We start from the raw sequence: 15,012 nt of genomic DNA, 5'->3' as shown, positions 1-15,012 counted from the left end.
ACATGATCTATTGATGTCACTTTCACTTTTCCTGTTAAGAGGTCAACCTCTACCTCGACTTTAATGCCACCGAATGAATATAGAAAATGACCACCATTTACTGCATCAGGTGTTGTCGGAAAATGAAAACTTGTTTCCACTGTTCGGTCTTCAACTTGTATTGCACATTCTTTATATGTAATGCATGGCCCACTGTCATTGCCTTGATGCCAAACACCATTAACACCTAAATAAAGTTCTTCTTCTGGAAGGCCAGTTAATTTAGACACTTGTGTGCATATTTTTTTCTTAAAGGGGCCTTTCATTTTCTGGAGCGATTGCCAGACCATACTCGTACCTCTTGAAGCAGTTGATGATCCTGATGAAGGCACTACCTCGGTATCTCCAATAACGATTTTTATATCCTGTGGGCTACATCCAATCTCTTGCGTTACTAGGTTTTCTATTACCGATAGAAGTCCTTGACCGCATTCTTCAAATCCAAAGGAAATTTCAATTTTCCCTTCGTCATTGATTAAAAGTCTTCCTCCAGAACTATCTAAACGTCCGAAGCCTAAGCCTCCTCCATGCATCGCAATGGCAATGCCCGTACCTGTACGTTTCCATTTAGAGGCATTATCAGATTTCTTTGATTGATTTACGATTTTTTGAATTTCATCGAGCACTAATGAAGCACTATCCGTCGGTGCAATACGATGTCCTAAAGGGCCTAAGTCAGTCGCCTTTCTTAAATTTTTTCTTCGAATTTCAATAGGATCTATTTTCAAAGTTTCTGCCAATCGATCAAGTTGCCCCTCTAAAGCAAAAGTAATTTGATTTCCACCAAAGCCTCGAAATTCACCTGATACACCATTATTTGTATAAACAGAAACTCCTATTGTTTCAATATTTGGTATGATATAAGGGCCTGCTGCATGTTCTACTGAAAAATCCAACACCGCTGGACCTAAAGTAGCATAAGCCCCTTTATCCGCTACGATTTTTACTTGATGAGCAAGTATTTTTCCATTCTTGTCTGTACCGGTTTTCATTGTGATTTTCATAGGATGACGTTTTACACTAGTTCTTACAGATTCAGGTCTTGTGTTGTGAATTTTCACCGGACGTTTTGTCGATAATGCAAGCAACGCACCATAGGGTTGAATATTTAATTCGTCTTTACCACCAAAGGAGCCACCTATAGGACTTGATATGATACGAATCATACCTTCAGGGATACCGAGTATTCTTGAAAGCTGAAATCGATCTCGAAAACCGTGCTGCGTTGCTGCATATACCGTAATTCCACCACTTTTTTCAGGAACGACAACACCACCTTCAGTTTCCATATAAGCATGTAATTGTCTTGGTAGCTCATAGCTCTCTTCTACAATGACATCACATTGTTCAAACGCTTTAAGAACATCACCATTTTGATATTCAGACCGATGAGCAATGTTTCCTCCCGGATGAAGTTTAGGTGCATTGGAATCAAGTCCCTTTTCTGGTGAATCAATTATCGGTAACGGCTCATAGCTTACTTCGATAAGCTTAATGGCTTCATTTGCAATTTCTACTGATTCAGCAGCTACTGCTGCTATGGCATCACCTACATAGCGAACTTTATCTTCACAAAAGACAGGCTGATCTGGAATGATAATGCCAAAGCGATTCATGCCAGGAACATCTTTATATGTTAAAACCGCGTGAACACCAGTTAACTTTTCAGCCTTTTCTGTGTTAATTGAAAGAATACGTGCATGAGGATAGGTACTTCTTAATACTTTTCCAAATAACATATTTGGAAATGATAAATCCGTTAAATATTTTAAAGTCCCGGAAACCTTCGAATATCCATCAGGTCTAACTCGTTTAGGATCTACACTATATTTCATGTACTTGCTCCTCTCTAGTGCCATATATCCCCACGCTGTTTTGAAGCTCTGCTACAATAATGTTTGCTGCAGCTTTTTTTCGGTACTTCCCTGAAACAAAAACATCTTCTGTAGGAAGAATTTCACTTAATAAAGAGGCGTATACTTTTTTCCAATCAATATCTTCCATTGATTTTCCAATTAGTTCACCCATTGTTTTTTGCAGCAATGCAGGGTTATTATCTCCACCACCAATCGCTAAATTCGCATTATAGATTTTTCCATTAGGATCCCATTTTATTTTTCCTGAAACTGTTATGATGGCAGCGGTGAATGTTTCTCTTCTACCAATTTTTTTATAAAATACTGAGGATAACCCATCCATTTCTTCATAAGGAATTAAAATTTCGATAAGTAGTGGTTGATTAAATTCTTCTTTCCTTTGAACCCATTCATACAGTTCAATCGTTTTTATAGTTCGATTCTCACTTATTACTAATTTTGCATTTAATGTAATGAGAAGAGGGATTAAATCTCCTACTCCCCCCATAATGTTTCCGCCTATAGTTGCCCTATTTCGAACCGCAGGAGCTGCAATAGTTTTAACAGCTTCAAATAGAATTGGGAGTGACTTTTTAAACAATGGTTCAAATCTACATTGAGCTAATGTCACCATTGAACCAATGGAGACATGTTTTTTTTCTACATCCATTTTCATTTCTTTTAATGTTGGAATATTTTCAAGACTGAGCAAATGATGTGGGAGTATATGGCCATTTTGCCATTGAAGTTGAAGAAGTGTAGCACCTGAGACAAAGCTAGCATTTGAGCCAAATTGATGTTTTAGCTCAATTACCTTTTCGATACTTTTAGGCATCCAGATTACTGGAGGTTTTAAATTTGATACATTCGGTTGAATAGACATCATGCTTCCTCCTTATTCAATTGTTAAATCGAATTTATAATAAAATGATGTAAAGTAGAGTAAGTAATGAATATACAATCTTTTTATGTTATATTATGTAACATATTAACAAGGAATTTTTTTCTTGTCACCAACAAATTTGGAAATTTAATCGTTCGTTTTTAGTTAAAATAACTAAATACAGCGAATAAATTACGCAATCACGTAAATAAATATAACATTTATTACTTTTGATTAAATTGATTGGAGGATTTAAATGTCAAAACTTACACATTTTAATAGCCAAGGAAGAGCAAAAATGGTTGATATTTCCGAAAAGAATGACACAATTCGTACAGCATTCGCTAAAACATCCATTTTTGTATCTGAAGATATTTATCATGAAATTACAGGTGGGACAAATAAAAAAGGTGATGTGTTATCAGTAGCACAGGTTTCAGGTATTATGGCTGCAAAACAAACATCAAACCTGATCCCAATGTGCCACTCTATTGCTTTAACAAGTGTGAATATAACATTTCGATGGAAAATAGTTGAAGATCAATACGAGCTATGCATCGAAGGAGAAGTAAAAACAAAAGGTTCTACCGGGGTAGAAATGGAGGCATTAACAGCTGTTTCAGTTACAGCACTTACTGTTTATGATATGTGTAAAGCAGTAGATAAAAACATGGTGATTGGCCCTACTATGTTAATGAAAAAAACTGGTGGAAAAAGCGGAACATACGAAAGGGATTGAACAGTATTTTTCAATCCTTTCGTATTTCTGAAACAATATGCTGGATCTCGGGTAATATCAGTTTTTCCATTGCAAGTTTTACTGCATTCGTAGAACCAGGAGTAGAAAAGATAACAGTATTTTTAACAATTCCAGCACAAGCTCTTGATAACATAGCTGCTGATCCTATTTCCTGATAGCTTAAAAAACGAAACAATTCTCCATAGCCTAGGATTGGCTTTTCATAGATTTCATTTAACGTTTCAAAGGTAACATCTCTTTTAGAAAGACCAGTCCCTCCATTCGTAATAATGACATCAATTTTAGAATCTTCACATCCCTCTATTATCGTATTTTTAATTACTTCTTTTTCATCGCGTACTATTTGATAAATGGATAATCGATAGTTTGTATTTTTTAGTAGGTCAATTATTAGTTGACCACTTTTATCTGTTTCTTTATCCCGAGTATCACTGATTGTCAGTACCATAATATTGATTTTGTTCATATCATTTTTATGATGATGAAAATTCATAAAATTCCCTCAAATCCTTAATTAACATAATATTATTATCCACCACTAACTGGCGGAAGAAAGGCAACAATATCTCCATCGTGTACCAGATCCTTATCCGAAGAAAATTGTTCGTTTATTGCAACCATCGCATGCTGCAAATTAACCATTGGATATTCTTTAAGTACGTATTCCTTTAACTGTTGAACTGTATAGTTGGCATCCTCAATTTCAAAGGAATGATGACCAATTTCCTCCTGAAGCTGGGCAAAAAACAGTAATTTAATCATAAAAACACCTTCTTTAACTTTTATTTAAACGCGTTTTTTGCAGTTGGTCACCAATCCACATCTCCCCATCCTCCCAAACTTCTTTTTTCCATATTGGGACCATCTCTTTAATCCTTTCGATCGCATATCGGTTTGCTTCATAGGCAACATTTCGATGGGGTGACGAAATGGCGATTACTACTGCGATGTCCGATATTTCTAGTCGCCCAATTCGATGGGTGATAGCGACTTTTGTATTTGGCCACTTGTTTTCTATTTCATTTCCAATTTCATTTAATTTTTTTTCAGCCATCGTTTTATAAGCTTGATATTCTAAATATAATGTTCTTTTTCCATTGGTCATTTCTCGAACAGTACCGATAAAAACCGTTATAGCACCCGCATTTCGAGATTCTACTTTCCGAATAACTTCTTCTGTTTGGATTGGATTTTCTATAACCTTATATAATTGATTTGGCATGAAGTCACTCCTAAAGTTTTATTTGACTGAAGACAGATTCCTGCTGTCCCTTATTTTCAGATAATAGTAGAATTTGAACTTCGTCACCTTTTCTATATGTGCGTATTTCTGGATCTATTATCATTATCGCTTCGGCTCCTGCGATGGATGAAATGGAACTGGACATATTTAGCCCATTGGATGTGACAAATATATTTGCATCCTTCATATAATATTTCGCTCTAATAAGCTGTGTAAAATCAGTGGACCTTAATTCGTCATCTGCCAAAATTCCTTTACATGATAGTAAATGTGGATTTGAATTTCCTAAGGAGCGCCGTATCGTTGGTCGAACAAAAAGCTCAAAGCCTATAAAGCTTGCAGAAGGGTTCCCAGATAATCCAAACAGCATTTTATTTCCTAATTTTGCAACTGTTGTAACACTACCTGGTCGCATTTTTATTTTATTAAATAGTACCGTTGCCCCTAACTGTTTATAAATTTCAGGTAAATAATCAAAATCACCTACAGATACCCCACCAGTCGTAATTAGCGCATCCATTTCAGGTAAAACATTTTTGATCGCTTGAATACTTTCCTCGATATTATCTTCTAGCTTTCCTAAATAGATCGCTTCTCCTCCCGCTCCAATCACTTGGGAATATAGCATATAGGCGTTACTATTTCGTATTTTCCCTGGTATAAGAGGTTCATGTACATCCAATAGCTCGCTACCTGTGGCAAGAATACCAATTTTCGGCTTTTTTATCACTTCGATTTCACTGTAGCCAAACGTTGCAAGAAGTCCAATAATCCCTGGAGTTATCATTTCGCCTCTTTTAACTAATTTTGCACCTTCTCGTATTTCTTCCCCTTTATGAAACACACGATCACCAATTGGAATTGTTCGGTCTATCGATATTGTTTTCATTTCGGTACACATTTCTTTCACATGCTCAAGCATGATGACAGCGTTACAATCATTTGGCACCTGAGCACCTGTCATAATTCTAACTGCTTGATTATTCCCGACTTTTTCTGTAAATACTTGGCCTGCTCCGATTTCACCTACAACTTCCAAAAAGATGGGGTTTTCTGGAGCTGCATTTTCTGTATTTTCAGCTTTAATTGCATATCCGTCGTATAAAGATCGATTAAATGCTGGTACGTCTTGAGTGGCAATTAAATCAAAAGCTAAAAAACGACCTGTTGATTGTTTTAACGGTATTTTTTCAGAAGATAGTTGTTGGGCTTGAGTATCCAACACCTTTGTAATAGCTTCATAAATTGGTATTGCAGTTCTTTCCTGTAACATATCAACACCTCTTAACCTAGTAAACTATAATATAAGGATTTAGCTTGTTCGACATCATTTGTACCATGGATTAGGGCTCTGCCATCCTGGAATAGTACCAACCGATATGGCGAAAGATCACATGTGATTAAAAAAGGATTTCTTTTTACTGACCCACGCTTCTTTAACTCTTTTTCTATCGAATCAAAATTTATGTCGTGATGCTGGGATGGTCTTATTTGAACAGTATCTCTTCCACATAATATAGTCGTTTTCATATTAGCTTCATATTGAAGAAAAGGAAAAGTCGGTACTACACCACAGGACAAACAATTATTATTTTTGGCTTTTTTCAAATTTATCGAGACAAACTGATTTTTCCATAAGTCGATTGCTAAATAAGTCGATCGTAATGCTTCTGAATCTTCTACTAATAGTTTTAAACATTCGGCAACTTGATAAGATGCGATCATTTGAACAATCGGACTTATGACCCCAACTAAATCACATGTGGCTCCTGTTAATGGGATTTTTTCTAAAATACAATGTAAGCATGCGGTTTTGTCAGGAATGATTGTAAAAGTAGAACCATAGCTTCCAACACACGCACCAAAAATAAAGGGTATTTTATATTTCTGCGATATATCGTTCAACAAAAAGCGAATATCAAAATTATCAGTGCCATCAACAATAACGTCTACGTCCTTTATGAGTGGCTCTAAATTTTCAAACGTTGCTTCATATACATAAGCGTCGATTTCTACTTCATGATTAATTTCATTTAACCGTCTCTTTGCCGCAATCGCTTTAGGTAATTGATCTATCACATCTTCTTCGCAATATAGTTGCTGTCTTTGTAAATTACTCCATTCAACATAATCCCGATCAATAAGCGTTATTTTCCCTACACCTGATCGTACAAGCATTTCAGCGCTAGAGCTACCTAATGCACCTACTCCAACAATTAATACATGTTTTTGACGAATGTTACGCTGCCCTTCAATACCAATACAGTTAAACATTTCTTGACGTGAATACCTGTTGTCCATAAAATTACCTCACTAATTTTCTTTGGATCGTACAAATAAAAGTAAGAAAAAGGATAAAAGCATAATGGAAATTACCCATGCCCAAGCTAAAAGCATATCCCCACTATCAATCGCCATATATATTGCCGTTGGTACCGTTTGAGTTACTCCTGGGATATTTCCAGCAAACATCAAGGTTGCACCAAATTCACCTAAAGCTCTTGCACTACTTAAAATACCCCCTGCAATTAATGAACGCTTTGCTAATGGTATACAAACTCGAGTAAACACCTGATATTTAGAAGCTCCCAAATCCTTTGCAGCCTCTTCAAATTTTTTACTCACTCCTTTAAAACCAGCTTTTGCAGTTTGAAACATTAACGGAAAAGCAACGATTACTGCCGCAATTACAGCAGCATACCAGGTGAAAATAATCGATTGACCGAATAATGTTTTAAAAAATAATCCGATATAGCTTTGGTTTCCAAAAATTACGATTAACAAAAAGCCTATTACAGAGGGAGGTAATACAAGTGGAAGCATGAAGATGGTTTCGAATAGAATTTTTCCTCGAAAGTTTTTTTTCGCAAATAGATAGCCTAGTAGAGTTCCAGTTAAAAGGACGATACATCCGGCCACTAGCGTAATGGTAATCGAAAGTTTAATCGATTCAAAAAATGTCTCTAGCATGATAAAATCCTCAATTCTTAGAAAAACCATACTTAATCCAAATTGAATTTACAGGTTCGCTATTTAAATATTGTAAAAAGAGCTTTGATTCCTCTGGATATTTTGAATCCTTTAGAAGTCCTGCTGGATAGTTAATGGGATCATGATATTCAGAATCCACATTCCCAATAACTTTCACTTTTTCGGAAATGATAGCATCTGTTTTATAAACAAAACCTGCTTGGACATTTTCCGTCTCAACATAAGTAAGAACCTGTCTTACGTCTTTTGCATAAACGATTTTTTCTCGAATATCATCAAATATCCCTAAATTCGTTAAAGCCTGCTCAGCATATGCACCTGCTGGAACAATTGATGGTGTTCCGATAGAAATCTTCTCGAATCCATTCCCCTTAATATTACGTATCTCTTGTATTTGATTAACGTTTTGATTATTTGTAGAAGTGATTAATACTAATTCATTTGAAACTAACTGTATTTGGTCTTCAATATATGATTGATCCTTTAATTCCTCAAATTTATCAACGGAAGCTGAAATAAAAATATCTACTGGTGCACCTTGTTCAATTTGTTGCTTTAAAGTTCCAGAAGCAGCAAAATTAAATTTCACTTCAATTTCTTTATGCTTCGTTTGAAAATCTACTACTATTTCTTCTAATACATCCTTCAAGCTTGAAGCTGCTGAAACAAGTATTACTTTTTTATCTGAATTGGAATTAGTGGGCGAAGTTGAACATCCGCTTAGGACAAAAGATAATAACAATATAAAGAGTACGAATTTTAACATCTTCATTTACTCAGCTCCAGACGTTAGCCACCAATATATGACATTTCAATTTTTTTCTTATTTGAGAGTTTACTAACTTCATTTCGAATTTCTGAATAGCGATCTGTTCGGTTGTTCCAAATGTTGTACAATTCGCTTTTAATATCCTCATCGTTTAGTTTTTCATCTCTTAACAAGGACTGAATGTCAAAGCCATTTGAGGCAAATAAACATGTAAACAATTTTCCATCAGCCGATATTCTTGCACGGTTACAATCCGTACAAAATGCATGAGTGACAGATGAAATAAACCCAACCTCTTGATTTGTTCCTTTATAGCGGTAACGTTTTGCTACCTCCCCTCGATAATCAGGTTCTACCGGTTCAAGAGGCATCAGTTGCTGTAAAGTCTCTAATATTTTTTTATTCGGATACACTTGATCAAATTTCCATCCGTTCGTATTTCCAACATCCATAAATTCAATAAAACGCAATGTATATCCTTTGTCGAGACAATATTTTGCCATCGGTATTATTTCCAAATCATTGATACCATTTTGAACGACCATATTAATCTTTATTTTTAGTCCAACTGAAGCAGCTTCTTCAATAGAATGTAAAACACGTGATACTGGAAAGTTTTTTCCGTTCATTTTTCCATATATATCTGGATTTAAGCTATCTAGACTTATATTGATTCTTTGTAAACCCGATTCCTTCAGTTGTTTTGCCAGCATCCCTAAATGAACCCCGTTTGTGGTTAAGGATAAGTCCTTAACACCTGAGATATTTAGAAGCCGTTGAATTAATGTAGGTAATTCCTTTCGAAGTAATGGCTCGCCACCAGTTAAACGAATTTTTTCAACACCTAAACTTGTAAAAATAGAAACTATTCGTTCAATCTCTTCGAAAGTTAATAGTTTGTCATTAGGAAGAAAAGTATAATTCGGCCCAAATATTTCCTTTGGCATACAGTAGGTGCAGCGAAGATTACAACGATCCATTACAGATATTCTTAAATCCCGAAGCGAACGATTCATCCTATCGACTATTTTCATATTTTTATGTCACTTCCTTTGATGTAATAAATTTCGATAATCCTCCTCTGTATCAATATCACGTCCCCAATAATCTATTGAAAAATCGATATATTGAATGGCATCCTTATATTTTTTTAAAATGCTCTTTCCACCTTCATCCCCTTCAAGTAATTGGAATTCATGAAATAAGTCTTTATGAAATAAGATAGGATGGCCTTCCTTTCCAGCATATCTAGGTCGAACAATTTTAATTCCAGCTCCTCTATTCGCTTTAAACTCCATTAATATCGATTCGATCACTTCATTGGTTAGACATGGCTGATCACCTAAGAAAATTAAAACTCCATCCACATCCTTTGCAATCGACTGAATGCCTAGTTTTAAGGACGTTGACATCCCTAGTTCAAATTGCGAATTATAAATATAAGTAATGTTTTCATAGGATGATAGTCGCTCTTTCATTTGTTGAATATATTGTCCAGCAACTAGAATAATTGGATATAAATACTGCTTAGTAGCCAATCGAACGGGATATGAAATAACTGGTTCTCCATGAAAGTCCATTAACAATTTCGGTTTCCTCATTCTTTTTGACAACCCTGCTGCTAAAATAATACTACCGACTTTAACCATGAATTTTCGCCTTCCCATGTAATGACTTTGCTGTTTTACCTGAACGAATGCTCAGAAGCTCAGAAACGATACTAATTGCAACTTCATCAATTGTCTCTGCACCAATATCTAATCCAACTGGTGAAAAAATAGGTCCACTTTCTAATTGATACCCAATATTTCTTAACATTTCATTTGTCCGATAGGTTGGGCCTAGCACACCAATATAGCGAGGCTGACTTTCAATCGCCAATTGCAAGCTCTTTTCATCCTTATCTTGATGATGATTCATAATCAACCACCATGATTCAATAAAACGGCTTGAATCAACACTCTCAATTTCTTCTGTAATATGGGTAGCGTTCGGGAAAGTCTGTTTATTATTAAACTGTTTGCGGCTATCAAGGATTGTCACTGCAAATCCAGATTTATAAGCTAAATTGGCAACAGGTATTGCATCCTTCCCAGCACCAACGATAATTAACTTCTCACTTTCTTTTACAACATCAACGAAATAACGAGATTGATTGATTGAAAAGATTTGAGCCCTTGTTTGGTTTGGAAACTCTTGAATTGTTTTTTCAATTACTTCAATTGGAAAATCGATTTGATTAGATAAATTATTTTCTTTACGATCGAACGCAGCAGTATCTCCATTGCTCATATCAACTATGAGTGTAAAGGGCTGCTCTTTTTGTAATAATTGGTCAATTTCTAACCACGTAGTATTTTGAGGATTGATTGGGAGGAAAATAAACTCTAAGTCACCTTTACATCCGATGCCTAAGCTCCAAATTTCATTTTCACTTAAATCATAACGGTGGGTAATTGGTGTTTTCGTATCAAAAACAACTTTCGCCCATTCGTATAAGTCTGCTTCTAAACAACCTCCACTAATCGTTCCGTACATATTACCAGCAGAAGTCATCATCATTTTTGTTCCCGGTAATCGATAAGCACTTCCTTTTACATCAGCAAGAATGACTAGGACGGTTTCTTCATTTCGCACCCACGCCAATTTCATTTGGTGAAAAAGCTCTTTAAATTCCAATAATCTCGACAATGAATTCGCCTCCTCCCCATCAATGTATCCTTTACCCTCTTTTAATGATTTTTTACTTTTCTAAAAACTTTTCATTATATTACCAAAATTCAAAATTATTAGTCAATAGATAGTTCTGAAAATAAAAAGACTACTACATTTTTACTTGTAGTAGTCATAAATTTTTAAATTTTGAGTACAAATGTTTAAGATAACCATTTTGGTGGAGTGTTTTTCGAATAGTAAATGTCACCAATATTATGATGTTTTACATATTGATCTTCTACTGTATGGTAGTGGAAATTGTAATAATATCCTTCCACAGGTCTTTTTTCTGTACGAACATGGAATCTTAAAAGATCCACTCCCGTGTAGCCATCTGAGAGATGAAAAATCTTTTCACTATAATTTCCACTTGGATGATTTGAAATTTTTATGTATGGTATCTTTTCGTCATGCTGACGTGCTAATGTCACTTGTATTACTTCTTCGATTTTAGGTAATATTCTAGCCTCAAACTCTTCTCCAATTACTGGAGAAATTTTCGATCCAAATTTCATGTACGATTGTTCTTTTGCAGTTAATAGAATTGAGTTAATACTTGGTTCTTCTAAAAATGTTGAATGCTCTTCAAGCTCTTCGGTAAGACTATCTTTATAATCTACATTTTTCGTGAGCGTTTGATAATCACCATTGTTAGAACTAGAAGATTGGTCATTATCTAGAATCTCCCATATTTCATGATTAGGAGAGATGATACCAAATGTAACAAGTGCTACGGTAATTACGATTAACTTTTGCATCCATTTTTTCATAAGCTAAACCCTTCTATCTCTACTTTTTAGAAAATTCATCTATTTACACTTACGATTTTACCATGAAAAGGTTTCATCTTTTAATAATTCATTGTAAAATAATATTTGAAAATCCATTTGTTTTTAAGGGAGGTCTTCTGTGATGGAATTATATGAAATCGCTGCAGGTTTTGGTTTTATTTTATTAATCGTTTACTTAACTTCATTATGCTTTACAGCTAGAAGCTAAATTACAATCAAAAATATTAGACAAGGGGTACTCGTTTTATCGAGTACCCCTTTAGTATTTCATAGGTAAGCTTATAAATAAAATGTCTCAACCCTATCATCAGGGGAATTTTATAAAAAATGCACTCTCATACATTACATAACCGCGGTAAAATTCCACTACGCTTTCTAACTTAAGCAATGCAAACCCAACCTACTTTTGCATCCTTGCAAGCCTTTACTTGCGCCAGTGTGAATAAGTATATTCAAAAACATCAGCGAAACGCCAATTTATTTATATGCTACCTAAAATAGCACGTCTTTAGTTTAACATAAAAATAGGAAAAAGTAAAAGTGGCGTATTATAAGGGTTTTAATCAGTCTCTTCATTTGGTTTAAATAGTCATCTTAATCTCCTTTTAAGATTTTCAGACTAGATATTTTAGTTTAAATACCGAATTCATCTAACTATATCAAAAACAAACAAAAAACCCGCAATAGAATTGAACGAATTTAAATCCTTTTTAAAACTTTCATTAAATTAAATACTACTTTATAAGATTAATAGTTATATATTCGCTATTGAATCATAAAATTTAACAAATTGAACTTATAGGAGGAACGTCTATGTATATTGTTACTTTTTATGAAAAAAGCGCTTTGGTCATGAGTAAATTAACTACTATTTTACCATCAGTGGATGAGAAGATTACTGTGAAAGGGAGAAAAGGAACAGTTATAAAAGTAGATCAAATTGATGAACGGAAAATCGATGTTTATGTAGAGTTCGAAAAAGTGGTGAAAAAACAAGTAGTAATTGATGACAAAAAGAAAAAACGATAGTTATTTGAAACAATCGTTTTTTTCTATGACACCATAATGAAATTTCGAAGTTAAACGTATCTCTCTTTTGAAGCCGAATTCTTCAAAATAAGTAGATTTATAATGAGCTTTTAACACGACTCTTTTTTTCGCAACACGAAGTGCTTCTTGGACCCATTCTTTAGTTAATGTAATATGACTACCTGCTTCCCGTAGAGGTTCAAAATTATTCGACTCCTCTATAATTTCGTTAAACATTGGGTCCATATAGACTACATCAAAAGAACAATCCTTTTGATTACATAAATAATCGATTGCCTCAGTTTGGATCACTTTTATATTTCTCATGCAGGTGGTAAGTGGGACTTCTGTTGTGTCATATTCTTTCATACCAGTGGAAACGATAAAGGCTACGTTCGAATTTTCTTCCAGCCCCACTACCTTTCCATCATGTCCAACAACAAAAGCCGCCAACATTGCGTCAGATCCTAAACCTAACGTACAATCTAAAAATGAATCCCCTTTATGTAACTGACACGCAATTAAAAAAGGGTCGTCCTCTCCTTTTGCAACTCTTTTCAAACGAAAGGACGCTGAATTGGGATGAAAAAAGAATGGTGTGGTCGACCCTTTGGTATAGTATTCAAATCGATTTTTTCCTGCAACAATGACATTTGCGTTCAGTAGCTCACTTATTTTGGCTACTGAACGCTTTTTTCTTGGTTCAAAGGGTAAACCTAGTTCATCACAAACTTTTTGAGCAAGCTTTAATGATGCGTCATCTGGTCTACCGGCTGTTGTAACTACTGTTATTGTCCGCATGCTTGTTTTAAAACACCAGCTAAATGATCTGTAATTTGTTCTACAGGGTAACCTTCAATTTGATCACGTGGGATAAAATATTCTAATTGACCATCTCTTAAAATTGCAATAGAAGGTGAGCTTGGAGGAATTTCCTCAAAAAACCCGCGCATCGCTTCAGTTGCTTCACGATCTTGCCCTGCAAATACTGTTACTAAATGGTCAGGTTTCACTTCTTTAATCGCTTCACGAACAGCAGGTCTAGCAAGTCCCGCTGCACAGCCGCATACAGAGTTAATTACTACTAATGCAACACCTTTTGTAGTTGCCATAAATTCATTAACTTCATCAGCAGTTTTTAACTCAGTAAAACCAGCCTCTACTAATTCTTGTCGCATCGGTTGGACGATACCTTTCATATATTCATCGTAAGCGTTCATGATTTCGCCTTCTTTCATATTTATTCACAAAGCTTATTATATCAATACTTTTTGGAAAATTACAGAAAGTTGGCTTTCGGATTTTTTCGAATTTCAAACCACTTTCTAGCTAAAATAACGTACTAAACGCATCCTTTATTAAAGTAACAATTACTCCAATTATCATTGCGATGGCACGTATTAAACCGGATTTAATGACTATGAAAATGACTACTATTGTAAGTAATACAAAATTAATGAATGGGAATACAGCAGTTATAGCTGGGAAAATTCTTAGTTTTGCTAAAAAATAGAGAATGACGTATGCGACAATCCCAAATAAAAATAATTGTAACAAAGTAAAACCTCAATTCGTGTTCAATATACACATGATTAATTTCGAATTATTCTTCCTTCAGATAAATGACAAGCTCTTGGCGATAAACTTCATTTTCTAAATAATGATCTAAAGTATGGAAATCATATTTATAGCTGCCAAAGGGAAATGTAACATTTTCACCCTTCACAGCAGCGAGTAATCCGGCTACGTCAAGTGACTCCATCTCTAATAACTCTTGACCTGTTGATGTTAATACAAAAACGATATTCATCTACATTCTCCTACTATTATTTTATCGAAATAGTTCATATAATTCCCATTATATAGACTACATACAGAAACCTAAAGGAACAAAAACGCTAACGCGTCTTTTGCACGACCCAAGCATAATTATTCG

At 34.8% G+C, this 15,012-nt stretch carries 19 protein-coding genes; 2 read left to right on the top strand and 17 right to left on the bottom strand.

Features of this window, described 5'->3' with window-relative positions; all coding sequences use genetic code 11:
• Together pucD and CD30_RS17540 are read right to left on the bottom strand one after the other, a co-directional pair.
• On the bottom strand, window positions 1–1,874 hold a 1,874-nt coding region (pucD, locus tag CD30_RS17545), incomplete at its 3' end, for a xanthine dehydrogenase subunit D (RefSeq protein WP_036179888.1).
• On the bottom strand, window positions 1,864–2,778 hold the full coding sequence (locus CD30_RS17540; protein ID WP_036179885.1) for an FAD binding domain-containing protein: 915 nt from the start codon (window positions 2,776–2,778) through the stop codon (window positions 1,864–1,866). The genes CD30_RS17540 and pucD, both read right to left, overlap by 11 nt.
• 256 nt (window positions 2,779–3,034) lie before the next feature.
• On the opposite strand from CD30_RS17540, the gene moaC reads away from it, so the two are divergent.
• The gene (moaC, locus tag CD30_RS17535; protein ID WP_036179882.1) at window positions 3,035–3,517 is read left to right on the top strand and encodes a cyclic pyranopterin monophosphate synthase MoaC; all 483 of its coding nucleotides are present in this window, start codon (window positions 3,035–3,037) and stop codon (window positions 3,515–3,517) included.
• A 10-nt stretch (window positions 3,518–3,527) separates the two neighbouring features.
• On the opposite strand, the gene CD30_RS17530 is transcribed toward moaC, so the two are convergent.
• The 11 genes from CD30_RS17530 to CD30_RS17480 all read right to left on the bottom strand — a co-directional run bounded on the left by CD30_RS17530 (window position 3,528) and on the right by CD30_RS17480 (window position 12,026).
• Entirely contained in the window at window positions 3,528–4,031 is a 504-nt protein-coding gene (locus CD30_RS17530) for a MogA/MoaB family molybdenum cofactor biosynthesis protein (RefSeq protein WP_036179879.1), read from the bottom strand.
• Between the two features lie 35 nt (window positions 4,032–4,066).
• Window positions 4,067–4,300 carry a molybdopterin converting factor subunit 1 gene (moaD, locus tag CD30_RS17525; protein WP_036179877.1) on the bottom strand — a complete coding sequence of 78 codons (234 nt, stop codon included), beginning with the start codon at window positions 4,298–4,300 and terminating at the stop codon, window positions 4,067–4,069.
• Window positions 4,301–4,313: 13 nt separating this feature from the next.
• Window positions 4,314–4,760: a molybdenum cofactor biosynthesis protein MoaE gene (locus CD30_RS17520; protein WP_036179875.1), complete on the bottom strand. Its 447-nt coding sequence runs from the start codon at window positions 4,758–4,760 to the stop codon at window positions 4,314–4,316.
• Between the two features lie 10 nt (window positions 4,761–4,770).
• Window positions 4,771–6,054, bottom strand: a complete 1,284-nt coding sequence (locus CD30_RS17515; RefSeq protein ID WP_036179872.1) for a molybdopterin molybdotransferase MoeA — start codon at window positions 6,052–6,054, stop codon at window positions 4,771–4,773.
• Between the two features lie 11 nt (window positions 6,055–6,065).
• Window positions 6,066–7,082 carry a MoeB/ThiF family adenylyltransferase gene (locus tag CD30_RS17510; protein WP_036179869.1) on the bottom strand — a complete coding sequence of 339 codons (1,017 nt, stop codon included), beginning with the start codon at window positions 7,080–7,082 and terminating at the stop codon, window positions 6,066–6,068.
• A gap of 12 nt (window positions 7,083–7,094) precedes the next feature.
• Entirely contained in the window at window positions 7,095–7,751 is a 657-nt protein-coding gene (gene modB, locus CD30_RS17505; protein ID WP_036179867.1) for a molybdate ABC transporter permease subunit, read from the bottom strand.
• Window positions 7,752–7,761: 10 nt separating this feature from the next.
• Window positions 7,762–8,544, bottom strand: a complete 783-nt coding sequence (gene modA, locus CD30_RS17500; RefSeq protein ID WP_036179865.1) for a molybdate ABC transporter substrate-binding protein — start codon at window positions 8,542–8,544, stop codon at window positions 7,762–7,764.
• Between the two features lie 17 nt (window positions 8,545–8,561).
• On the bottom strand, window positions 8,562–9,575 hold the full coding sequence (gene moaA / locus CD30_RS17495; RefSeq protein ID WP_036179862.1) for a GTP 3',8-cyclase MoaA: 1,014 nt from the start codon (window positions 9,573–9,575) through the stop codon (window positions 8,562–8,564).
• A 9-nt stretch (window positions 9,576–9,584) separates the two neighbouring features.
• Window positions 9,585–10,190: a nucleotidyltransferase family protein gene (locus CD30_RS17490; RefSeq protein WP_036179859.1), complete on the bottom strand. Its 606-nt coding sequence runs from the start codon at window positions 10,188–10,190 to the stop codon at window positions 9,585–9,587.
• Window positions 10,183–11,232, bottom strand: a complete 1,050-nt coding sequence (locus tag CD30_RS17485) for an XdhC family protein (protein ID WP_036179856.1) — start codon at window positions 11,230–11,232, stop codon at window positions 10,183–10,185. The genes CD30_RS17490 and CD30_RS17485 overlap by 8 nt, the downstream gene beginning before the upstream one ends.
• Window positions 11,233–11,417: 185 nt before the next feature.
• Window positions 11,418–12,026, bottom strand: coding sequence for a YpjP family protein (locus tag CD30_RS17480; protein WP_036179853.1), 609 nt, complete (start codon window positions 12,024–12,026; stop codon window positions 11,418–11,420).
• Between the two features lie 834 nt (window positions 12,027–12,860).
• On the opposite strand from CD30_RS17480, the gene CD30_RS17475 reads away from it, so the two are divergent.
• On the top strand, window positions 12,861–13,076 hold the full coding sequence (locus CD30_RS17475; RefSeq protein ID WP_036179851.1) for a hypothetical protein: 216 nt from the start codon (window positions 12,861–12,863) through the stop codon (window positions 13,074–13,076).
• On the opposite strand, the gene CD30_RS17470 is transcribed toward CD30_RS17475, so the two are convergent.
• The 4 genes from CD30_RS17470 to CD30_RS17455 all read right to left on the bottom strand — a co-directional run bounded on the left by CD30_RS17470 (window position 13,077) and on the right by CD30_RS17455 (window position 14,886).
• Window positions 13,077–13,877, bottom strand: a complete 801-nt coding sequence (locus CD30_RS17470; protein WP_036179848.1) for a class I SAM-dependent methyltransferase — start codon at window positions 13,875–13,877, stop codon at window positions 13,077–13,079.
• The gene (locus CD30_RS17465) at window positions 13,865–14,296 is read right to left on the bottom strand and encodes a BrxA/BrxB family bacilliredoxin (protein WP_036179846.1); all 432 of its coding nucleotides are present in this window, start codon (window positions 14,294–14,296) and stop codon (window positions 13,865–13,867) included. The genes CD30_RS17470 and CD30_RS17465 overlap by 13 nt, the downstream gene beginning before the upstream one ends.
• Window positions 14,297–14,405: 109 nt before the next feature.
• Window positions 14,406–14,633, bottom strand: a complete 228-nt coding sequence (locus tag CD30_RS17460; RefSeq protein WP_036179843.1) for a hypothetical protein — start codon at window positions 14,631–14,633, stop codon at window positions 14,406–14,408.
• Between the two features lie 46 nt (window positions 14,634–14,679).
• Window positions 14,680–14,886: a hypothetical protein gene (locus CD30_RS17455; protein WP_036179840.1), complete on the bottom strand. Its 207-nt coding sequence runs from the start codon at window positions 14,884–14,886 to the stop codon at window positions 14,680–14,682.
• Window positions 14,887–15,012: the final 126 nt, after the last annotated feature.

The organism is Ureibacillus massiliensis 4400831 = CIP 108448 = CCUG 49529 (assembly GCF_000772965.1).
GTDB classification, from domain to species: Bacteria; Bacillota; Bacilli; order Bacillales_A; family Planococcaceae; genus Ureibacillus; species Ureibacillus massiliensis.
This window is presented reverse-complemented; position numbering and strand designations above follow the sequence as displayed.

Coding starts and splice junctions, on each gene's coding strand:
- CD30_RS17540 (WP_036179885.1), bottom strand. CDS start 2,778: ATGTCTATTCAACCGAATGTATCAAATTTAAAACCTCCAGTAATCTGG.
- moaC (WP_036179882.1), top strand. CDS start 3,035: ATGTCAAAACTTACACATTTTAATAGCCAAGGAAGAGCAAAAATGGTT.
- CD30_RS17530 (WP_036179879.1), bottom strand. CDS start 4,031: ATGAATTTTCATCATCATAAAAATGATATGAACAAAATCAATATTATG.
- moaD (WP_036179877.1), bottom strand. CDS start 4,300: ATGATTAAATTACTGTTTTTTGCCCAGCTTCAGGAGGAAATTGGTCAT.
- CD30_RS17520 (WP_036179875.1), bottom strand. CDS start 4,760: ATGCCAAATCAATTATATAAGGTTATAGAAAATCCAATCCAAACAGAA.
- CD30_RS17515 (WP_036179872.1), bottom strand. CDS start 6,054: ATGTTACAGGAAAGAACTGCAATACCAATTTATGAAGCTATTACAAAG.
- CD30_RS17510 (WP_036179869.1), bottom strand. CDS start 7,082: ATGGACAACAGGTATTCACGTCAAGAAATGTTTAACTGTATTGGTATT.
- modB (WP_036179867.1), bottom strand. CDS start 7,751: ATGCTAGAGACATTTTTTGAATCGATTAAACTTTCGATTACCATTACG.
- modA (WP_036179865.1), bottom strand. CDS start 8,544: ATGAAGATGTTAAAATTCGTACTCTTTATATTGTTATTATCTTTTGTC.
- moaA (WP_036179862.1), bottom strand. CDS start 9,575: ATGAAAATAGTCGATAGGATGAATCGTTCGCTTCGGGATTTAAGAATA.
- CD30_RS17490 (WP_036179859.1), bottom strand. CDS start 10,190: ATGGTTAAAGTCGGTAGTATTATTTTAGCAGCAGGGTTGTCAAAAAGA.
- CD30_RS17480 (WP_036179853.1), bottom strand. CDS start 12,026: ATGAAAAAATGGATGCAAAAGTTAATCGTAATTACCGTAGCACTTGTT.
- CD30_RS17475 (WP_036179851.1), top strand. CDS start 12,861: ATGTATATTGTTACTTTTTATGAAAAAAGCGCTTTGGTCATGAGTAAA.
- CD30_RS17470 (WP_036179848.1), bottom strand. CDS start 13,877: ATGCGGACAATAACAGTAGTTACAACAGCCGGTAGACCAGATGACGCA.
- CD30_RS17465 (WP_036179846.1), bottom strand. CDS start 14,296: ATGAACGCTTACGATGAATATATGAAAGGTATCGTCCAACCGATGCGA.
- CD30_RS17455 (WP_036179840.1), bottom strand. CDS start 14,886: ATGAATATCGTTTTTGTATTAACATCAACAGGTCAAGAGTTATTAGAG.